General features: G+C 51.0%; 15 protein-coding genes. 4 read left to right on the plus strand and 11 right to left on the minus strand.

Going from position 1 to position 18896, the window contains the following annotated elements:
- Nucleotides 1-32: 32 nt before the first annotated feature.
- From E6C74_RS05170 to E6C74_RS05180, 3 genes are all read right to left on the minus strand, one after another.
- A complete protein-coding gene (locus tag E6C74_RS05170; RefSeq protein ID WP_136483635.1) occupies nucleotides 33-731 on the minus strand; it encodes an aldehyde dehydrogenase family protein in 699 nt (232 codons plus the stop codon).
- 24 nt (nucleotides 732-755) lie between these two features.
- Nucleotides 756-3875 carry a bifunctional proline dehydrogenase/L-glutamate gamma-semialdehyde dehydrogenase PutA gene (gene putA / locus E6C74_RS05175; protein WP_136483636.1) on the minus strand — a complete coding sequence of 1040 codons (3120 nt, stop codon included), beginning with the start codon at nucleotides 3873-3875 and terminating at the stop codon, nucleotides 756-758.
- 272 nt (nucleotides 3876-4147) lie between these two features.
- Entirely contained in the window at nucleotides 4148-4972 is an 825-nt protein-coding gene (locus tag E6C74_RS05180; RefSeq protein WP_136483637.1) for an AraC family transcriptional regulator, read from the minus strand.
- Between the two features lie 436 nt (nucleotides 4973-5408).
- Here E6C74_RS05180 and E6C74_RS05185 point away from each other — a divergent pair, with 436 nt between their 5' ends.
- From E6C74_RS05185 to E6C74_RS05195, 3 genes are all read left to right on the plus strand, one after another.
- Nucleotides 5409-6512 (plus strand): PEGA domain-containing protein, encoded by a 1104-nt coding sequence (locus E6C74_RS05185; RefSeq protein ID WP_168796965.1) that lies wholly within the window; start codon nucleotides 5409-5411, stop codon nucleotides 6510-6512.
- Between the two features lie 152 nt (nucleotides 6513-6664).
- Nucleotides 6665-8557: a formylglycine-generating enzyme family protein gene (locus E6C74_RS05190; RefSeq protein WP_136483639.1), complete on the plus strand. Its 1893-nt coding sequence runs from the start codon at nucleotides 6665-6667 to the stop codon at nucleotides 8555-8557.
- 318 nt (nucleotides 8558-8875) lie between these two features.
- The gene (locus E6C74_RS05195; RefSeq protein ID WP_136483640.1) at nucleotides 8876-9592 is read left to right on the plus strand and encodes a helix-turn-helix transcriptional regulator; all 717 of its coding nucleotides are present in this window, start codon (nucleotides 8876-8878) and stop codon (nucleotides 9590-9592) included.
- Nucleotides 9593-9633: 41 nt separating this feature from the next.
- Here E6C74_RS05195 and pdxH read toward each other — a convergent pair whose 3' ends face one another.
- Complete coding sequence (gene pdxH, locus E6C74_RS05200) at nucleotides 9634-10269, minus strand: pyridoxamine 5'-phosphate oxidase (RefSeq protein ID WP_136483641.1); 636 nt, start codon at nucleotides 10267-10269, stop codon at nucleotides 9634-9636.
- 304 nt (nucleotides 10270-10573) lie between these two features.
- On the opposite strand from pdxH, the gene E6C74_RS05205 reads away from it, so the two are divergent.
- A complete protein-coding gene (locus E6C74_RS05205; protein WP_136483642.1) occupies nucleotides 10574-10951 on the plus strand; it encodes an EAL domain-containing protein in 378 nt (125 codons plus the stop codon).
- Between the two features lie 101 nt (nucleotides 10952-11052).
- Here E6C74_RS05205 and E6C74_RS05210 read toward each other — a convergent pair whose 3' ends face one another.
- The 7 genes from E6C74_RS05210 to E6C74_RS05240 all read right to left on the minus strand — a co-directional run bounded on the left by E6C74_RS05210 (nucleotide 11053) and on the right by E6C74_RS05240 (nucleotide 18883).
- Nucleotides 11053-12726, minus strand: coding sequence for a FapA family protein (locus E6C74_RS05210; RefSeq protein WP_136483643.1), 1674 nt, complete (start codon nucleotides 12724-12726; stop codon nucleotides 11053-11055).
- A gap of 315 nt (nucleotides 12727-13041) precedes the next feature.
- On the minus strand, nucleotides 13042-14742 hold the full coding sequence (locus tag E6C74_RS05215) for a fused response regulator/phosphatase (protein WP_136483644.1): 1701 nt from the start codon (nucleotides 14740-14742) through the stop codon (nucleotides 13042-13044).
- A 39-nt stretch (nucleotides 14743-14781) separates the two neighbouring features.
- The gene (locus tag E6C74_RS05220; protein ID WP_136483645.1) at nucleotides 14782-15081 is read right to left on the minus strand and encodes an STAS domain-containing protein; all 300 of its coding nucleotides are present in this window, start codon (nucleotides 15079-15081) and stop codon (nucleotides 14782-14784) included.
- A 39-nt stretch (nucleotides 15082-15120) separates the two neighbouring features.
- A complete protein-coding gene (locus E6C74_RS05225; protein WP_136483646.1) occupies nucleotides 15121-16332 on the minus strand; it encodes a methyl-accepting chemotaxis protein in 1212 nt (403 codons plus the stop codon).
- A gap of 18 nt (nucleotides 16333-16350) precedes the next feature.
- Entirely contained in the window at nucleotides 16351-17403 is a 1053-nt protein-coding gene (locus tag E6C74_RS05230) for a chemotaxis response regulator protein-glutamate methylesterase (protein WP_136483647.1), read from the minus strand.
- On the minus strand, nucleotides 17400-18044 hold the full coding sequence (locus tag E6C74_RS05235) for a chemotaxis protein CheD (RefSeq protein ID WP_136483648.1): 645 nt from the start codon (nucleotides 18042-18044) through the stop codon (nucleotides 17400-17402). The genes E6C74_RS05230 and E6C74_RS05235 overlap by 4 nt, the downstream gene beginning before the upstream one ends.
- Before the next feature lie 8 nt (nucleotides 18045-18052).
- Complete coding sequence (locus E6C74_RS05240; RefSeq protein WP_136483649.1) at nucleotides 18053-18883, minus strand: protein-glutamate O-methyltransferase CheR; 831 nt, start codon at nucleotides 18881-18883, stop codon at nucleotides 18053-18055.
- Nucleotides 18884-18896: the final 13 nt, after the last annotated feature.

An 18896-nucleotide genomic window follows, 5' to 3' on the forward strand; every position in this document is an offset into this window, starting at 1 on the left:
CCACCAAGAGTGGGGGAGTACTTCAGAAAGGTTTAGTGGGCCTCGTTTCCAAGCTCGAGCAAGGTCGCGTTACCACCCACTGCTGTTATATTTATTGTGCGCGTGCGTTCGGTAATAAAACGCAGCACTAAATGTGGATCGTTCGCCACCGGCAGGTGGGCCAAATCCGTTTCAGACACCAGGCTGACAATCGCCCCCTGGCGTTTGGCTAACTGACGGTTGAGGTTACGCTCAACCGACGTTGTTCCGACATAGCCCATGCAACGGATATCTGAATCCATCAATTGCTGATAAGCATCCAGAGTAGCAAATTGCAGCAGGTTGGCCGGAATTGTTGACTGCTGGTAAGCAGCCTTCAATGCGGCTGTCAGCTCAGTGTCGTCACTGCAAAGCACGACGCTGTTGCCTGCGATTAACGCAGCACATAACTGGGCAGCGACAGCCAGTCTTGCTTCATTACTGCTGTCGTCGTGAACGACCAGGGCAACACCGCGCCCTGCAGTATAAAGTTCGTTGGTTTCTCCGGTCGGACCATTAAGCAGATGCGGTTGCGCCAGCATAGTGGCCGCCTGACGAAGATGAAAAGCAAACACACCCGCCACTGCCGGCATCGTGCGTTGCAAATTATTTTTCAATGACTGCAATGACTCATTTTTTGAGTCAAAACCGGTCAGATTCCAGTTTTCCCAAGCCGAAAAAGCGTCAGAAAAACGAGTTACTTGATGCACCATGGTCTATCTCCTTCGCTGATTCGATTAGCTGTACTGAACTTGAGTAAAACGGAACAGGTAGTGCGGGCCACCTGCTTTTGGTCCGGTGCCGGACAAACCCTGGCCACCAAACGGCTGTACGCCAACCACAGCCCCCACCTGGTCGCGGTTGATGTAGCAGTTACCCACGCGAGCATGTTTTTCAATCCAGCGATAGGTGGTTTCATTACGGCTATGGATACCCATAGTCAAACCAAAACCGGTATCGTTGATTTGTTGTACCACCTGCGTCAGCTCATTCGCTTTAAAGCGAACAATGTGCAGGACAGGGCCAAACTGCTCTTCAGTCAGACAATCAATCCCTGAGATCTCAAACGCGCTTGGCGCAACAAAATCACCATGGGCACAAGCCTCACCCAGCTCAAGCTGAGCCACTTTTTTCTGGCTCTGACTCATACGTTCAATGTGTGCCAGCAACCCTTGTTTCGCTTTGCCGTCAATCACAGGGCCCACATCCGTGCTGTGCAGGTAAGGAGTGCCCACAGACAGCTCCTGCATCGCCCCTTTAATCAGACCGATGATACGGTCAGCCACGTCCTGCTGAACAAACAGCACACGCAGCGCCGAACAGCGCTGACCGGCAGAGGCAAAGGCAGAGCGCAGCACATCACGCACCACTTGCTCCGGCAAGGCGGTACTGTCGACAATCATCGCGTTCTGGCCACCGGTTTCGGCGATAAACGGCACCGGATCCGCATCACGTTCCGCCAGAGTCTGGTTGATCCTCTGCGCTGTCGCAGTTGAGCCGGTAAAGGCCACGCCAGCGATCGCGCTGTGCGAGGTCAGCGCACCACCGATAGCAGCGCCACGTCCCGTCAGCAGTTGAATCACCCCGCCCGGGAAACCGGCTTCCAGCATCAGTTCAACCGCGCGAGCCGCAATCAGACTGGTTTGCTCGGCAGGTTTCGCCACCACCGTATTACCCGCGACCAAAGCGGCAGTGATCTGGCCAAGGAAAATGGCCAGCGGGAAGTTCCACGGACTGATACAGACAAACACGCCGCGCCCTGCACGGGTCACCTGGCGGCTCTGGCCGTCGAATCCTTGCAGCGTAAACGCCGCCAGATCATCAATTCGTTGGGCATAGTAACGGCAGAAATCCACCGCTTCACGCACTTCATCAATCCCGTCATGAACGGTTTTACCGGCTTCCTGATGACACAGTGCCACCAGCTCGGCCAGATTGGCTTCCAGCAGATCCGCCAGTTTGTCCAGTTTCTCGGCGCGCTGACTAGTCGGAGCTTGACTCCATTGCGCAAACGCGGCCTGAGCAATCTCGATCGCTTCGGAAACATGATCAAGGTTGGCATGCATTACCTGACCCACGTCGATCCGGCGATCATACGGTGCCGTCACGATCTCGGGCTGCTCTTCAGCCTTGATCATGCTTTCGAACTGAGACTGACCATTAATGATCGGCGCCGCCTGCCACTGCTTGCTCAAAAACGCATTGACCTGATCTTCGAACGGCTTAGCTTCACTTTCAATATCAATATTGACGCCGTAAGAGTTCGCTCGCTGGTTAAAGATTTGCGGCGGTAACGGGATCTGGCGGTTATCCAATGACTCATACTCAAGCAACATATCAACCGGGTGCTGAGTCAAGGTGTTGATCGGGCAACGAGCATCAACCAGACGATGAACGAATGAGCTGTTGGCACCGTTTTCCAACAGACGGCGCACCAGATACGGCAGCAGATCTTTGTGACTGCCCACCGGCGCATAGATACGGACCGATTGCTTGTAGGTCGCCATGACATGGTTATACAAAGCATCACCCATGCCGTGCAGACGCTGGAACTCAAAATCTTTATGCTGAGCCATCACTGCAATCGCGGTAACGGTCTGCGCGTTATGACTAGCAAACTGCGGAAACAGATTACCGCGCACCTGCTCGCTGAGCAAAAAACGCGCACAAGCCAGATAAGAGACATCGGTCGCTTCTTTACGGGTATAAACCGGATAACCGGTATAGCCGCTCTGCTGTGACCATTTGATCTCGCTATCCCAGTATGCTCCTTTCACCAGACGCACCGGGATAAGATCGCCCTGCTCTTTTGCCAGTGCAGTCAGCCACACCAGTACAGGCAACGCACGTTTGGAATACGCTTGTACCACCAGGCCAAACTTACCCCAACCCTTAACTTTGTCGCTGCGATACACTTTCTCAAACAGTTCCAGTGACAACTCAAGACGATCTGCTTCTTCGGCATCAATGGTGATCGCCACATCCAGTTCAATCGCTTTGTCCAGCAGCTGGATCAAGGTGTTATACAACTCACTCATCACCCGGCTGTGGTTTGCCACTTCATAACGCGGGTGCAGAGCAGAAAGTTTGATCGATACCGATGGCGCCGGGCTGGTCTCCAGTCCGTACTTGTCGCGGCCCACCGCTTCAATCGCCATCAGGTAATCCTGAAAATATTTATCCGCATCCGCCGTCGTCAGCGCCGCTTCACCCAGCATATCAAATGAGTAGGTGAAACCTTTATCACGCATCACGCGGCCGTTTTTCTGCGCTTCTTTGATGTTACGCCCCAGAACAAACTGATGGCCCATCACCTTCATCGCCTGATGCATCGCTTTGCGGATCACCGGCTCACTGAGTTTATTGACCAGGCGATTCACTGCCTGAACCGGGCTGGTGCTCTGGCTATCAGACAGGCCGACCACTTTCCCGGTCAGCATCAGCCCCCAGGTTGATGCGTTGACAAACACAGAATCAGAATTCTTCAAATGAGATTTCCAGTCCGCCACACCCAGACGATCTTTGATGAACGCGTCCGCGGTCTCAGTATCCGGAATGCGCATCAGCGCTTCCGCCAGACACATCAGCAGAATACCTTCCTGGGTATCCAGGCTATATTCCAGCAGCAACGCATCAATCATCTGAATCGCTTTTTTGTCTTTACGAATCGCTTCGATCAATTGCGTCGTTTTGACCGCCATCGAGGTTTTTTCGTCCTCACTTGGCGTCGCCAAAGGCAGAAGCTGTTTGAGCCATTGGGTTTCGTCCACCATGTAAAGTGGCGAGATCTGTGACCAAAGTTGGTTAAGCGGCTGCTCAACAAACTCAGCGTTCAACACATCAGTTGCAGTAAACATGCGTTTTCCTCAATCTCATACCCGATATCCGTTGAGTCGGGTTTTCCTACAATGGCTCGCAGTGTATTTTGAGCGCGTCGAGAATACTTGTCAAAAACTCCGAGCTTTTTGCCAAAAACTTGGCTTTTTAACAAAACAAAAACAGAATCACAGCATTATTTATAAAATAAAATGCTGCTCATTTAGCTTATTACGCAAATAAATAACCCGGCGTTGATGGATTCACGCCGGGTTATAGAATAATTCTCATTAAAACTGGAGTTTTGTAGTGATTAGTTGCGGCACGTCTTCTTGTAGCGCGACGGAGAAATGCCCTGCAGACGGGAAAAAGTATGGGTAAAGGTGCTCTGGTTGGAAAAACCGCTTAACTCAGCAACCTGACCAAGTGTTAAATTTCCATTTTCTATCAATGACTTGGCCATATCCACGCGTTTTCCGAGCACATACTGATGCGGCGTGATGCCCATCTGTTCTTTAAACAGCATATGAAACTGACTTTCGCCGAGAAACACGCTGCCAGCCAGTTGCGCCACCGAAATGCGTCGGCTGATATGCTGTTCGATGTAGCGATCGATGGCATCAAGATCAAAGCGCGACTCTTTCCGCTGGGCATCAAATGCCGAAATATGGCGCTGCAGAAGTGCCAGCACCGTATCACTGCATGCCCGGCTGAGCAGCATATCATCTGGACTGCTTTGCATTTCCTGCACCAGCATCTGAACCAGTTTCTGAATCTGGTTATCGAGCTTAAAATAGGTATCCTTACCTGTCAGCTCATTGAGCTTGTGCAATGTGAGCGGATCATCGTCGCACGGCTGAGGCATATTGAGCACCAGAATGTCGGATTGCCCGACTATGCCACCAAACGCATGGCCGGTGCCAGAAGTCACCACACAGCCCTGACCAGGATTAACAATATTCCCCATCCCGCCGACTTCGAATTCGGCCTGGCCTTTAAGGCCGATGACTATCTGGGTGTAGCTGTGATCATGACAGTGCATGTAAGAAGGCAAAGTGATCAATTGCGCCGGACGCGGCGACAAAAGTTTGGCTCTTTGCTCGCTGATGAGCGAATTGGCTGAAGATAACGTACTCATGATCATTCTACCCGACGAAACAGACATGCATTTTATTACAATTTTATCATAAGCGACAATCAGTGCTGCGTCAGCACACTTATAAGCAATCTGGCGCACATTTAAATTTTGCCGTAAAGCCGGCGTGGGTTTTGTCGCACAACCGGAACAATGATCAAGTGCACATAAATTACGGTCAATGTGTGTTCAATCAGGAAAACGGTAAACCAGATCGGAAATCGGTGCTTGCATATTTCGATAATCTGCTCAAAATGGAGTTTGCAGAGTTATAAGATTCACAAAATCAGCGACCTAATGTCAGATGAATGTGACTTTTCCGCCAGAGAGCTGGCAATTTGCATGGCCAGAGCCAGGGTATTAAGCCATTTAATACCGCTGTCAAAAGTTTGTCTTTCCCACTGCTTGCAGTGGATTCATATAAATGTTGCAGGGACCTATGATCAAACATCGCCTCCCAGCGCTACTGCTTGCGCTAAGCCCAGTTTGGGTATCTGCATCGGTGTACGCGGATGAAGTTACACAGGTCGATCCTGTGACCGCCATCGATGAAAAAATCAGTACAAAACAGAGCGAAATTGATGCTATCGCATCTGAGTTCGACACTGAAAGTTCAATGCTTCAACAGCTTAAAAACGACCAGGCTCGCCTGAAGCGTAATGGCGACGAGCTGGATGCCAAGCGTAACCGCGCGAAGTCGGCTCTGGATAAACAGTACAGCCGCTTGCTGGAAGACCCGGAGACCGATCTGATTACTTTCCAGAAGCAGTATCAGGAGGCCTGGGCAGCAGTCAAACAGAATCAGTCAGAACAGCTGTCTAACCAGCAGGCCATCGCCGAAAGTGAAATGCGCCTCTCTCAGCTTAAGCAGAAACAAGCGCGCCTGAAAACCGAATACACCAACCTCGAAGAGAGCAAGATCGAGGCACGGGTAAAACGCCTTGAAGCCGAACTGCGCGAAAGTGCTGTCGTGGAAACCAGCTATAAAACCACCTGTTCCACCACGATGACACTGGGTGAATGTTCCAGCCAGGGCCTGCACCTGACCAAACAAAAAGCGGTCAAAACCTTCCGTGCCCAGTTGCTCGACAGTCTGAGTGAGTCAGTGATCGCTAAGCAAAATCTCAGTGGTGTCGAGCTTAACATTCACGTTCAGGACAGCCAGATTCAGCGGGCCGGATTTGAAGGCAACAGCGAGTACTTTACTCAGATGCAGGCACAGTTGCAGGCCAAACCGGAAGCAGTCGCAGCGTGTAAAATGCTTAATGTTTCCAGCCGTTACTGTCTGCAGGGCGCCGCTGAAAGCAAAAGCAGCAAGCAGAGCAAGGCGTGGGCCAACGTCACGGTACGCTCAGATCAATACAATGATTCCGTCACCATCAATGGCATCAACTATGGCAGCACGCCGGTTGAAATCGTTCTGCCGGCAGGTCGCCACCAGGTGACCGTAGCCAAAGACGGTTTCGAAAGTTACAACCGCGTGATCACCGTCAACGGTAATGACACGGTGTGGGTTAAACTCAGACCCAATAAAGACAGCTGATAAAACGGACTGACTGCCTTGGCTGCGCCATTACCGCCTGTCGCGATAACGCCATTTTGTCATCAGGTTACTGAAAGCTAATTGATGACAAGATGGCGTTTACATTTAGAATAGCGTCAGGATTTGTTCAATTTTAACTGAAGTAGACACTCATGCGACAAGGTTTACCCGCTCTGTTATTTGCACTTTCGCCATACATGCTCGCAACACCTTTGATGGCAGAACAAGCTTCGGCATCCGACGTTGTCAATGTATCCAACGTGGCCAATAGTTCCAACGTGGCCAACAGTTCCAACGTGGCGAGTAGCTCCGGCGTAGTCGCCATCGACGATGCGCTGTTCAGCCAGCACAGCGCATTGCGTGAGGCCCAAAAGAGCACTCAGGCTCAGCAAACGGCTGCAGACAATCAGCTCAGTGAGGTCAACCGCCTGACGCAGCAGGCTGCCAAGCTCGACAAAGCGCTGCAGCAGGCCAAAGCCACTCTGGCGAAGCAGTATCAGGCGATGATCAATGAGCCGGATCTGGATATCTCTGCGGCTCAGAATGCCTATCAGGAAGCCTGGGCTGAGGTGAAACAGAATCAACAGGCACGTCTGCAAGCAGAGCAGCAACTTCAGGAACAGCAATCCGCGCTGAGCGAGGCCAAAGCCGCACAGCAATTAATTGAGCAGAAAATCGCCCGGCTTGCTGAAGACAAAGTACGCGCCCGGGTTGAACAGCTGAGAAACGAACTGAAACGTGAAGGCAAGCAGACGGTCAGTTTCACCAACGCCTGCCAGGCCGACATGACCCTGGCCCAGTGTGCCCAACAGACCACGGATCTGGCGCTGCAAAAAGCAGTCACCCAGTATCAAAGCTGGCTGCTCGATCAAACCACAGAATCCAAACAGGTCAAACAGCATCTGGGGGATGTCGCGCTCAATATTCACGTGCTGAGCCATAAAGTCAGCGATGCCGGTTTCTTTGACGGCAGTCGATTCAGAACCGTGATCGCCGCGCAGCTGAATGCCCGTCCGGCGGAAAATACCCCATGTAAACTGCTGGACGTCGAATCACAGTACTGTTTTGCACCCGGAGATAGCGCACAGCCCCAACCACAACAAGAAGTCGCCTGGGTCAATTTGCTGATACGCTCGAACCAGTACCAGGATTCCGTTTCAGTGGATGGCGTCAGCTACGGCAGCACACCCGTCGATATTATGCTGCCGGTCGGCAGTCACATGATTACGGTGGCCAAAGAGGGCTACCGTGCCTTCCATCAGGAACTGAGTATCAACTCGGACCATACGCTGCGTGCTGTGCTGCGCGAGCAGGCTAACCCGCTTAAAGCGGGACATACTTTTGCCGACTTGCTGAAAGGCGATGTCAAAGCGCCGCAAATGGTCACATTACTGAGCGGCGAATACCTGCTGGGTGAGAATGCATCGCGTCAGGTTCACCTTGATCATGCTTTCGCAGTCAGCGCCACACCGGTAACCGTGGCTCAGTTTGAAACCTTCGTTAACCAGACCGGCTATCAGACCGATGCCGAATTGCAAAAACTCTGCATTACGGTCGATAAGGCGGAAGTCGCACCGATGCCGGGCAGTTACTGGCGCAATCCGGGCTTTAAGCAGTCAGGGCAATCCCCGGTGGTATGTATCAGCCAGAACGATGCCAAGGCTTATACTCAATGGCTGTCACAACAAACCGGCTTCCATTATCGCCTGCCAAGTGAAGATGAATGGGAAGCAGCTGCCCGCGCTGGCAGTAAAACAGCGTACTGGTGGGGTGAGCGTTTTGGCAGCGGAAAAGCCAATACTGGCTGGGGCGGTACACCGTGGTCAAACAAGAGCACTTCTCCGGTCGGCGCTTTTGCTGCTAACCCACTGGGGCTCTATGATGTCGTCGGTAACGTCTGGCAATGGACCACAGATACACGTGGCCTGGCGAAAGGCGGCGCCTGGAGCTTCTCTCCGGAGATGGCTAAAGCGGACAGTCAGCTGTTTATTGCCCCTTCCGCGGCCGCTAATTACGTTGGCTTCCGGGTTTTACGTGAACTGTAACGCAACTATTTGCGCAAAATAGCCAAAAGGGGGGGATTTCCCCCCTTTTGCGTTGCTGGCAGCTTTAATATAGTTGTCGCCAGGCGTTAAGGGTCCCTTGACGCCGGGTATCTTATTGATGCCTCTGTGTTTTCGGCAGACCCTCGCTGAATTCATGGAACCTCTTCTACACGTCGACAAGATATGTTTCTTGTATTTGTGCCAGCCCGTCTTCAGGCTGGCTTTTTTTATGTTTTCGTCCCGTAAACCCGCACTGAGTACTTACTTTAACCCACCACCTTGGTATCATAATCCGGTTGCATACAAGGGAATTATGTTGTGTCAAATCCACTCACCGCAGAACAGTTATCACTGTTTCAACAGTTACCCGGTTACTGGGGCTGTAAAGATCTGAACTCTGTTTTTGTTTATGCCAATGAGGCCTATTCTGCGCTGATCGGTGTGGAGAGCATGCAGCACTGTGTTGGTCTGACCGATTTTGATATGCCAAGTCCGACCGTGGCCTGCGCCGCTGATTTTCAGGAGCAGGATCGCTACGTGATCAAAACCGGCCGTTCACTGAAAGTGCTCGACATCCACCCATACCCGGATGGTCGCTGGCATGCTCACATCTTTACCAAAAGCCCATGGCGCGATGCACAGGGTCAAGTCCGCGGCACCATTTTTTACGGCCAGGAGCTGACAGATACCGCTATTCTTGAAGTCGGACACTGGGTATGTCGCGTAACAGGTTTAAGCTCAGCGCTCAAAAGTGCCAATCATGATGACTTGCAACTGCCCAAGCTCACAACCCGTGAATCGGAAACTCTGTTTCTGTTGCTATACGGCAAAAAACCGCAACACATCGCGCGCGTGATGGGAATTTCAATCAAAACCGTGGAAGGCTACGAGGCACGCCTGCGCACCAAATTCGGTGTCCCCAGTAAAGAGAGCCTGCTCGACCGGGCTCTGGACCTCGGTTTTGGCTCGGTGATCCCGCAAACCCTACTTAAAACCCAGCTTTCCGTGGTGCTGAACAACGAACACGCCGCATAAAGCGGCGTGTGAAAACGGTATGACCAAGCAAAGCGTGTCGGCTACGGTGCGAGACGATCCACGTCCCAACCGTTCTCCTGGCGGGTGTAAATGAAACGGTCGTGCAGGCGATGTTCGCCACCCTGCCAGAACTCAATGCTGTGCGGACGAATCCGGAAGCCGCCCCAGAAACTCGGTACCGGGATCTCACCTTTAGCAAACTTCTGTTTCAGCTCAAGGTACTTGCCTTCCAATACGCCACGGGCAGAAATACGGCTGCTCTGATGGCTGGCGATCGCCGCAATCTGGCTCTCTTTCGGACGTGAGGTAAAATACTTGATATTTTCCAGCGCGCTGAGTTTTTCTGCCCTACCCGTAATATGGACCTGGCGCTCAAGCGGGTGCCACGGGAAATGCAGGCTGATTTTGTTATTGTGCTGGATATGTTGCGCTTTGCGGCTGGCCAGGTTGGTATAAAACACGAAACCGTCAGTTTCGACATTTTTCAGCAGCACAATACGTTGAAATGGCTGACCCTGTTCATCCACTGTGGCAACTGTCATCGCGGTCGGATCGGTTAACTTCGCGTCGATCGCCTGCTGCAGCCATAAATTAAACTGTTGCACCGGATCGGCCAGCAAATCTTTGCGGCGCAAACCGCCTTGAATGTATTCACGGCGAATGTCTGAAAGTTCCATTTCTACTCCTCGTTATTTTTTGCCGATTGTGCGCCTATACGACGTATAACTCAAGCCACGACAAGTGAAAGCCTGTATCGATCACTTCACACTCTGTGACAGTTGCACGGCTCTTAACGTATTCCCCGCTTAAACGACAAGAAACGGTCGAAACTTTAACCACGCGCAATAATCTTGAGCAGCAGCGCTCCGAAGTCAGCAATAGCATCAATACGATCGGACTGGCATTGGCTCCTTATCTGGAAAATAAAGATAGCGTAGCCGCTGAATCGGTGATCCGCTACCACGCCCGGACAAGACCGCAGTGGCCGCCTCTAACGCCAACCCTGAACTTGATTATGGTTTTATCGCCAGCTCCGATAATCAGTTAGTGCTGGGTAAGCAACAGTGGAAAGCTTTGGTCGAAGAAGCTATTCAGCACGACTGGTTTACGTTCCGTTTCCAGGCCGCCAACGACGAATCACAACACACGTTTCACCGTGAAGTGTTTTCTGCGCTTGAAAAAGATCATGTCCGATACAGCGCGAACCAGTATCTTTTCGCGCTGGAGCAACTGCACGCCACTCACCTGTTTGATGAATATGTGTTGCAGACCATGGTCGATAAACTGCAATCCGCTGAGCGGCTCTTTCATACACCTGCCTACAGCAACTCAGGCCCGAAAATGATTGGGGGAAAATGACAAAAGGGAGCCGGGCTCCCTTTTATGCAGTCAGATGGGTTGGAGGTCATGACCGATTTCTCTGCTCATAAGCACCGAGTTCTGCGTTGCTCCAGTTGCGACTAAACCCCGATATCTTCCTCATCGAGTTTAGACGACAGCTGAATTTCATATTGATTGTAGCTGAAAATGGAAGGCCCATGGACCCGCTTTGTCGTCACTCGTTCATCGCCAAATTGTACGGTAACATGGGTAAATACCTTACCCTTCACGTCAACCACGTTATTTTCCAGTGCGATTTGAAATTCATCGTTAAGAACATCCAGCGCCGATTTGACTTTTTCCAGCCTGGCGTTGGCTTGATCCTTGGCATTATCAATCTCAAGTTCTTCTTCATCACTACGTTCAGCTTTAGGGCGTTTTTTGAATTCCAGCTCGCGACGAATAATGTCCATGGTCTCTTCCTGAGCCAGTTTGTACTGCTCCTTGTGCTTAACCATCCGGTCTTTGTACCAGGCAAAGCGTGCAAACGCTTCAACGTTCATCGCGGTATCTCCCTCAACGCCTAAGTTAAGGCAGGTCACTTTACCCCCCACTTTAGTCACACCACCGCTTAACGTGCCCTGCTTTTCTCCATCGTCCAGGACCAGCAAATCTCCCCCACAGCGCACATCCGCGCCCATACAGTGGACAGCGATCTGAATATTTTCCGCCGCCTGCAATTCACAGAACTGAGCGTAGTTTGCTTTAATACTGACACCGGATTTCACCACACAGCTTTTCTCTTCACCTTCGGAGACGGTATGACCTATGATGCCTTTGCCAACTTCGATGTCTCCCTGAGCTTGCACATCAGCCGATTCAATAAACCCGCCAACGGTGACTGAACCTGTGGCTCGGACGACCATGCCCGGCTCAACATCACCGGCTATAACCACATTGCCTTTGAATTTTACGTGCCCAGTCGCGATGCTGACGTTATTGAGACACAGCGCGTTATCGACATCAATCGTTTTGCCTTTAATGATGGGCAGGCCAGACTGACTCGCCAGTAAAAGGTTGGGATCCTCAGGAGAAATGTGCGTACCACGGCCTGGCAACAGCTCACTATTGATACCGGGTCTCGGCGCAATCACTTTGCCCTGCACCGTGTACCCGGCTTCCCCCTCGGTCGCAGGCTGACGTCGCATGACCGGCTCGTTTTCGCTAACGGTCACCGTCTCACCGAGGTTGCGCATATCAATTTTATCGTCACTTTTACGCTCTTGCGGCGCCAGAATGCGTTTGCTGACATCCTCCACCAGCGCAATAAACTGGCTGTCCTGCCCCTGTATCGCTTCTTTGCCACGCGCGACAGGCTGAGTGAAGGTTTCTCCGGGCTTGAGTGTGTTACTCATCAGCAGGACTTTCTTCAGGGCTAATTTATTTATCCCTTTCACTACCTGAGCATCCGCTAACGCCTGCACCAGTTCACTGCCATACAAACCTCGGCCGCCATACGCGCCGGTGACCAGCATACTGGCCAACATATCCTGCTCGGTCAGTACGACTTCCACCTGAGCATTGCGCTGCAGCGCCACGACTATCCCGTCGTAGGCTTCACTTTTCATTTCCTTGGCACAATGAATAAAACGTTTCACTGAATCCTGGTCAACAAAATATTTTCTTGCCCCGATCTGACCCAAAGCATCGCTCAATCCCTGATCAGATAACTCCTTGGCGATGGTTTTGTCGCCATTCAGTTTTGCAATCACCTGGGTTTTGTCCTCGGAGAGAACAATCAATTCATTCCACATCCTGAATAACCTTCACGGCATACCTGTCGTTTTGAAATACAGTGTATAGAAATTGAGACAAGGTCGGAATAAAACGAGTAGCAAAGTCAGGCTTACGTCACTTCTTAACCGCAGTGTATCTTGCAGAGAGAGTCAAACCGCAGCCTGTCACCAGGTTTACAGTGTAAATGTGTCAGCCTCCCCCCGATGCGCAGCGCGCTCTTGCTGTCGTTAAATCACCATCAAAAATAGTTAAGTCACTATGAAAAATGGTTAAGTCATCAGGAATAATAGTTAAATTATCAAAAAGGACAGTGAAGTAATCAAAAGGAAGAGTTAAGTAATCAGGTTAGGGAACGGTTGCTCCTCGTTAAACAGGTACACGGCATGCACACATTTACCTTCATTGAAATAATGCAGTGATTCACACAGTGTCGAGGCCAACAGGATGCCACGCCCATAAGATACATCGGGGTTTTCAGCCCGATTTTGCTGATAATCAAAACCCACGCCACTGTGCTCAAGCATGAATTCAATCCGCGACCGCTGCGGCTGAAAATCGATGTCGAGCCGAATCGAGTGCGATTCATCCAGTTGCTGCAAACGTTCTTCTCTTTGTTGGTAATAGAGTAAGAAACCGTCCGGATCATCTTTCATCTCAGAATTAAGGCCAAGCAAGCCATGATCGATAGCATTGTTGAACAGCTCTGAAAGCAGCGAACACAGTAAGTCGAGATGTTCACCACCCAGCACGATCCCTTTCAGATAAGTGCGTATTTCATTCATTACTGCGATGCGTTTCAGCACCAAAGCGGGAAAGCTAAGTGAGGTTTTCAGGGGAACGTTGCCCAGCATCAACGGCTGATTCACCTGGCCTTGATTCACATTCACCAAGGGAAACGTCATGGTTAATACCGATAGATCATCGGCTTTGCCCGGTTTAGCAAAACGCTGCACTTCTTCGTACAAGGTAGGGATCAAGGCACCTTGCGACACCTTACTCAACAAGGCCTCCAATCTTTGCTCACCGAACCGTTCCCCGACGTCATTTTGCGCTTCGGTAATACCGTCTGTATAACAGACAATGCGCTGGTCCGGATCGAGTTTAAAGTGCATCACATCACTTTCAAACTCATCCGGTTTAAGTACGCCCATTGGCATGTGAGACGAAATCAAACGCTTAGCCACACTGCCGTCGCTGTCGAGAATATAGCCATCCGGCAATCCGCCTCCCCACCAGGAGACTTCAAAACCATTGGCCCTGATTTCAAATACGCTGGCGGCCAGCATCATCCCAGTTGGCAGAAAACTTTCCAGAGAGCGATTAAGTTCTGAAACCATCTCTCCTAAGGACAAACCTTTCGCTGCCGTTGAGAAAAAAGTCCGAGTGGCGGGCAGAGTTGAAATCGCAGCCGGAAGTCCATTACCGGTTGCATCCGCGATCATCACATAGATACCACCGTAAGGCCGGCTGGCAATCACTATCAGATCGCCGTTAAAAATAGTCGATGGAGTCGAGATGTATTCAATACCGAAAATGTGTTCGATCTGCTCGCCCATCTCCTCCATCAGATTGGAAAAAATGGACTCAGAAATAGCGAAGTCATATTGCACCTTATCACGAAATCGTTGCAGCTGGTCACGTTGTTCCATCACCTCTTTGTGCATTTTTACCACCCGGTAATGTGCCTGAACCTTAGCAATCAATACACTGCGCTCAACCGGTTTGAGAATAAAATCATCGCCAAGCGATAAACAGCGCTCAAACGAGTCATGATCATCCAGTACCGTGAGGAAAATGATGGGAATGTAGTGGTTGGGAAACGACTCTCTTATCTCCTGCGCGGTAACAAAGCCATCCTTTACCGGCATCATCACATCCAGCAAAATCAGATCCGGCAGCATTTCCATCTGCTGCATGGCAGCCACCACACCTTCCCCGTTCTCAAAGACATCAATATGCTCCGCGACGTTCTCGAGCATAAAACGGCACAACTGACGGTTGGTTGCATGGTCATCCACAACAATTACGCGCATAGGTATGTGACTCTCCCTGCTTATTCGATAGTCAGGCGTCTATTCGATGGTAAATTTCTTATCAAAACGCGAAATCATCAATACTTTGCGCACCTGAGGGAGCGTATTGACGATGCGAATCATGCCATCGGGCTGCTCAAGATAGTTCTTCATATTCAACAACATTCCCAAAGCGGTACTGTCGATATAATCAACTTTACGCATATCAACCGTAAACTCATGATCAAACCGTTTAGCATAACTACTACGAAAATCCTGCACCAGGTTGAAACAAAAGGTCCCTTCCACCGCAATGGTGACATGCTTGTTATCGTTATCTATCCTAGTTTCAATGGCCATATCTCGTCCTTAAAACGCTCATTTTTAATACGTCCGTCCTTAAAACAGTTCAACTTCCCCCTCATCCATACTGCTTTGACTGGCCGCCGGTGCACTGCGATTAGAAGTTTTCTGTTCCAGTTGTTCGAGGTGTGCACTCTCCACGCCACCGTGGTGAAGCTTATCGAGTAACTGCAACGCCTCTTCCAGATAATGCAAAGAATCCTGCGCATAATCGCCTTGCTGCATCACGATGTCGGCAAATTGCAGACAACGTACTCCATCGCCCACATGCTGCACCAGAATCTGACCTAGCTCCTGTATTTTCTGCACTTCACGTTCGATTTCAGTATTGACTTGCTGAACCCCCTGCAGCATGTCATCGACCGACTGCTTAGACGCTTCGATATGAGACATATCGATGGTCGCCATCTCACCCACGGTTTGATTGGCCGCTTTTACGGTCTGCTGCGCAATCTGAATTTCTTTTTCAATCTGGTTATTGAGCGCTTCCGCTTTAACTGACAAATTGCGTACCTCCTGCGCGACCACAGCAAAGCCTCGGCCGGCTTCACCGGCGCGGGCCGCTTCGATTGCCGCGTTCAGCGCCAGAAGATTGGTCTGCTCAGATAATCCACGAACTTCGTTGAGCAGCTTAAACACCACATCCAGCTTGTCCGACATATCATGAATACTGCTCACGGCTGACGTGCTTTTTTGCGACACATTGTGCAGGGTCGCAATAAACTCATTAATGATGGCTTCGGTGCGTGGCAGGACCGTTTTCAAGTTGTACTGACTGTTCTGATTGGCGAGCAGATTGTTCACTAAGGTGCTGGATATTTCCGACTGCTGCTCACTGACCATCTGCAAACCAAAAAAGCTTTCATTTAAAGTTTCGGCCGACTCATCCACTATATTGTGCTGTTTGATCAAAGGCTCTTTGATACGCTCGATATTCTGATTAATCACGGCCTGCAAGCGTTTCACCTGAGCGGCATCACCTCGCCCAGACTGGGAAGACAAAGCGACAGCAGATTGGGGGTTATGTTTGTCGCTGGATTTGGGCTGTGCCGAATCCGCCGTTGAAGCAGCGCGGCTTGCATAAGCCGAGGAAGGCGACGAGCCTGTCAGCAACCAGGGTAAAAGCGCAATCAGCACAATCGCACTCCCGAGCCCCGCTGACACATCCTGCGTCAGGATGCCAGCCAATAGCCCCAGCTGTAACAACGCGACGCCGCCTGTTTTGATAAAGTTTTTACTTTTCCGCATACTGACTCCTGCTGGCCGCTATCGGTTAATTTTATTTAGGTGAATATGTTCACCAATCCATTGCGGCATCGCGCTGAGTGCCCGCACATCCTTGGCTGCCCCCAGTTCAATGGCCACTCTGGGCATTCCCCACACCACACAACTACGTTCATCCTGGGCGACGGTTGCCGCGCCCTTCTGGCGCATTTTAAGCATCCCCTTAGCGCCATCTTGTCCCATTCCGGTCAGTAACATCGCCAACGCCTTATCTGCGAGCACTTCTGCCACCGAATCAAACATCACATCCACTGAGGGTTTATGACGATTGACCGGATCGCGGTCATCCAGCAACGCGTACAACTCGGCACCGCGGCGAGTGACCACCATATGTTGATCTCCGGGCGCAAGATAGGCGTGACCACTTTGCAGCAATACCTGACGCTGTTTGACCTCCTCCACTTCAACCGCGCTATTGGCATTAAGCCTTTTAGCCAATGAAGGGGTAAACTGGGCACTGATATGCTGGGTGATCACGATGGGCGGTAAACCTGCCGGTAATGCAGATAAAACGCTGTTCAGCGCCTCCGTACCGCCGGTTGAAGCACCAATGGCCAACAATTGGATCCGGGTTGGGCAAGGCGTTATTGTCACAGGAGCTTTTGCTGACGGCTTCGGGCTGCTGGCCACATTCGCCCCGGCCGCCATTTTGAGTTTGTCATTCACCAGCGTTTTGTAATTCACCATATCCGCCGTGTTATCGACTGAAGGCTTGGGAAAATAATCCACTGCACCGGCTTCAAGTGCCGCGAGTGTTGCATCAGCACCATGCTGGGTCAGGGTAGAGATCATCACCACCGGCATCGGACGCAGACGCATCAGATTACGCAGAAACTGTACGCCATTCATTTTGGGCATCTCGATATCCAGCGTCAGCACATCCGGATTGAGGCGCTTGATCATATCACGCGCCTGATAGGGATCCTCCGCGCTGCCGACAACTTCAAGATCCGGATCGGATGCGATCAGCTGGGTCAATAGCGCTCTGAATACCGGAGAATCATCCACGACCAACACTTTGATCATTTTGCTCATTCGAATAACTCCACATTCTTGCCCGTATCAGGCATTTGCTGCGCCACCTGGCTGGAGTAACACTCTTCCCTGCGGCGAATCTGCATCACTTCCGCACAAGGAATACGTTTCAGCCAGGCTCGGCCCGACTTCGGGTCAAACAGTACGCGGCGCGGGTCGACTCCGCCCAGATCTTTAGCGACCACATTGAGGCCTTCACGCTGTACATAACCGAGAACAAACTCCACATTCTTAATTCCAATCAGTGATTTGAACCCCAGCAATTGCGCGCCACCAAACAGTTTCACATTCAGGCGACCGCGTTGCGCACCAATGTTAAGCAATTGATTAATAATATTTTCCATTGCATAACACCCGTAGCGGGAGGCATTCGATAACAGTTCATCGGCTTTCCAATGATGCAGTTCGGCGGTGGTATCAAACGGCAACAGAAAATGGTTCATCCCACCAACACCTGCGCTGGGATCCCAAATGCAGGCGGACACACAAGAGCCAAGTCCTGTGGTTATGATTTCATGATTCCCGGTCACGTATACCTGACCGGGCGCAACCTTAACCCACGGCAGGTCGGACCTATTGTGCGGGAAACGCTCAAAAGATGTCTGCGATGACGGTGTATGGGTTACGACTTCACTTACCATGGTTTGTCCTACATTTTGACGTAAATTGTCTGGCCGAGATGATGGAACAACGAACTGCACCCTCCCAATCCTTCAGAATGGCCGAGGAACAATACACCGCCAGGCTTGAGGCGAGCATGAAAACGCCTGAGTATCTGCTCCTGAGTAGGTTTATCGAAATAGATCATCACGTTACGGCAAGCGATCAGATCAAATTGCTCCGGCAGCGACCAGGGTTCGATCAAGTTGATCGGCTGAAACTGAATAAACTGCTGCAACCGGTTAGCCACTTTGATCTTCCCACTCTGCGCCTCTTTACCACGCATAAAACATTGCCTGAGGTACTGTTTCGGTATCGTCGCCAACGCCTCCTCCGGGTAGACGCCGCGTTTGGCATGCTCAAGTACCTGAGTATCGAGATCCGTGGCAAAGATTTGCACTGACTTAGCAAACTCAAAAGCACCGGCATGCCACAGGGTCGCGGCTATGCTGTATGGCTCCTCACCGGTTGAACAGCCGGCAGACCAGATCTTAATCTCGGTATTACCTAAACTGCGCCAACCTTCCACCACCACTTTTTCAAGAAACTCAAAATGATGAATTTCACGGAAAAACTGGGTTTTATTGGTCGTCAGTGTGTTGATGAAATGCACACATTCCTGCTCATCATTCTCTATCAGTGCCCGATACTCTTTAAAACGGGTTAATCCACGCCGCCTCAGCTGGCGGCTGACTCTGCCATACACCATGGCACGCTTGGTGTCCGCCAAATAGATGCCGACCCGCTTATGCATGAACCATTGGATGAACTTAAAATCCTTATCCGTCAGTTCAAATTCTTGTTCACTCACCGCCAACATAGCCTGAACCCTT

The sequence above is a fragment of the Vibrio sp. H11 genome (assembly GCF_004804295.1).
GTDB lineage: Bacteria > Pseudomonadota > Gammaproteobacteria > Enterobacterales > Vibrionaceae > Vibrio > Vibrio ostreae.

Coding starts and splice junctions, on each gene's coding strand:
- E6C74_RS05170 (WP_136483635.1), bottom strand. CDS start 731: ATGGTGCATCAAGTAACTCGTTTTTCTGACGCTTTTTCGGCTTGGGAA.
- putA (WP_136483636.1), bottom strand. CDS start 3,875: ATGTTTACTGCAACTGATGTGTTGAACGCTGAGTTTGTTGAGCAGCCG.
- E6C74_RS05180 (WP_136483637.1), bottom strand. CDS start 4,972: ATGAGTACGTTATCTTCAGCCAATTCGCTCATCAGCGAGCAAAGAGCC.
- E6C74_RS05185 (WP_168796965.1), top strand. CDS start 5,409: ATGATCAAACATCGCCTCCCAGCGCTACTGCTTGCGCTAAGCCCAGTT.
- E6C74_RS05190 (WP_136483639.1), top strand. CDS start 6,665: ATGCGACAAGGTTTACCCGCTCTGTTATTTGCACTTTCGCCATACATG.
- pdxH (WP_136483641.1), bottom strand. CDS start 10,269: ATGGAACTTTCAGACATTCGCCGTGAATACATTCAAGGCGGTTTGCGC.
- E6C74_RS05210 (WP_136483643.1), bottom strand. CDS start 12,726: ATGTGGAATGAATTGATTGTTCTCTCCGAGGACAAAACCCAGGTGATT.
- E6C74_RS05215 (WP_136483644.1), bottom strand. CDS start 14,742: ATGCGCGTAATTGTTGTGGATGACCATGCAACCAACCGTCAGTTGTGC.
- E6C74_RS05220 (WP_136483645.1), bottom strand. CDS start 15,081: ATGGCCATTGAAACTAGGATAGATAACGATAACAAGCATGTCACCATT.
- E6C74_RS05225 (WP_136483646.1), bottom strand. CDS start 16,332: ATGCGGAAAAGTAAAAACTTTATCAAAACAGGCGGCGTCGCGTTGTTA.
- E6C74_RS05230 (WP_136483647.1), bottom strand. CDS start 17,403: ATGAGCAAAATGATCAAAGTGTTGGTCGTGGATGATTCTCCGGTATTC.
- E6C74_RS05235 (WP_136483648.1), bottom strand. CDS start 18,044: ATGGTAAGTGAAGTCGTAACCCATACACCGTCATCGCAGACATCTTTT.
- E6C74_RS05240 (WP_136483649.1), bottom strand. CDS start 18,883: ATGTTGGCGGTGAGTGAACAAGAATTTGAACTGACGGATAAGGATTTT.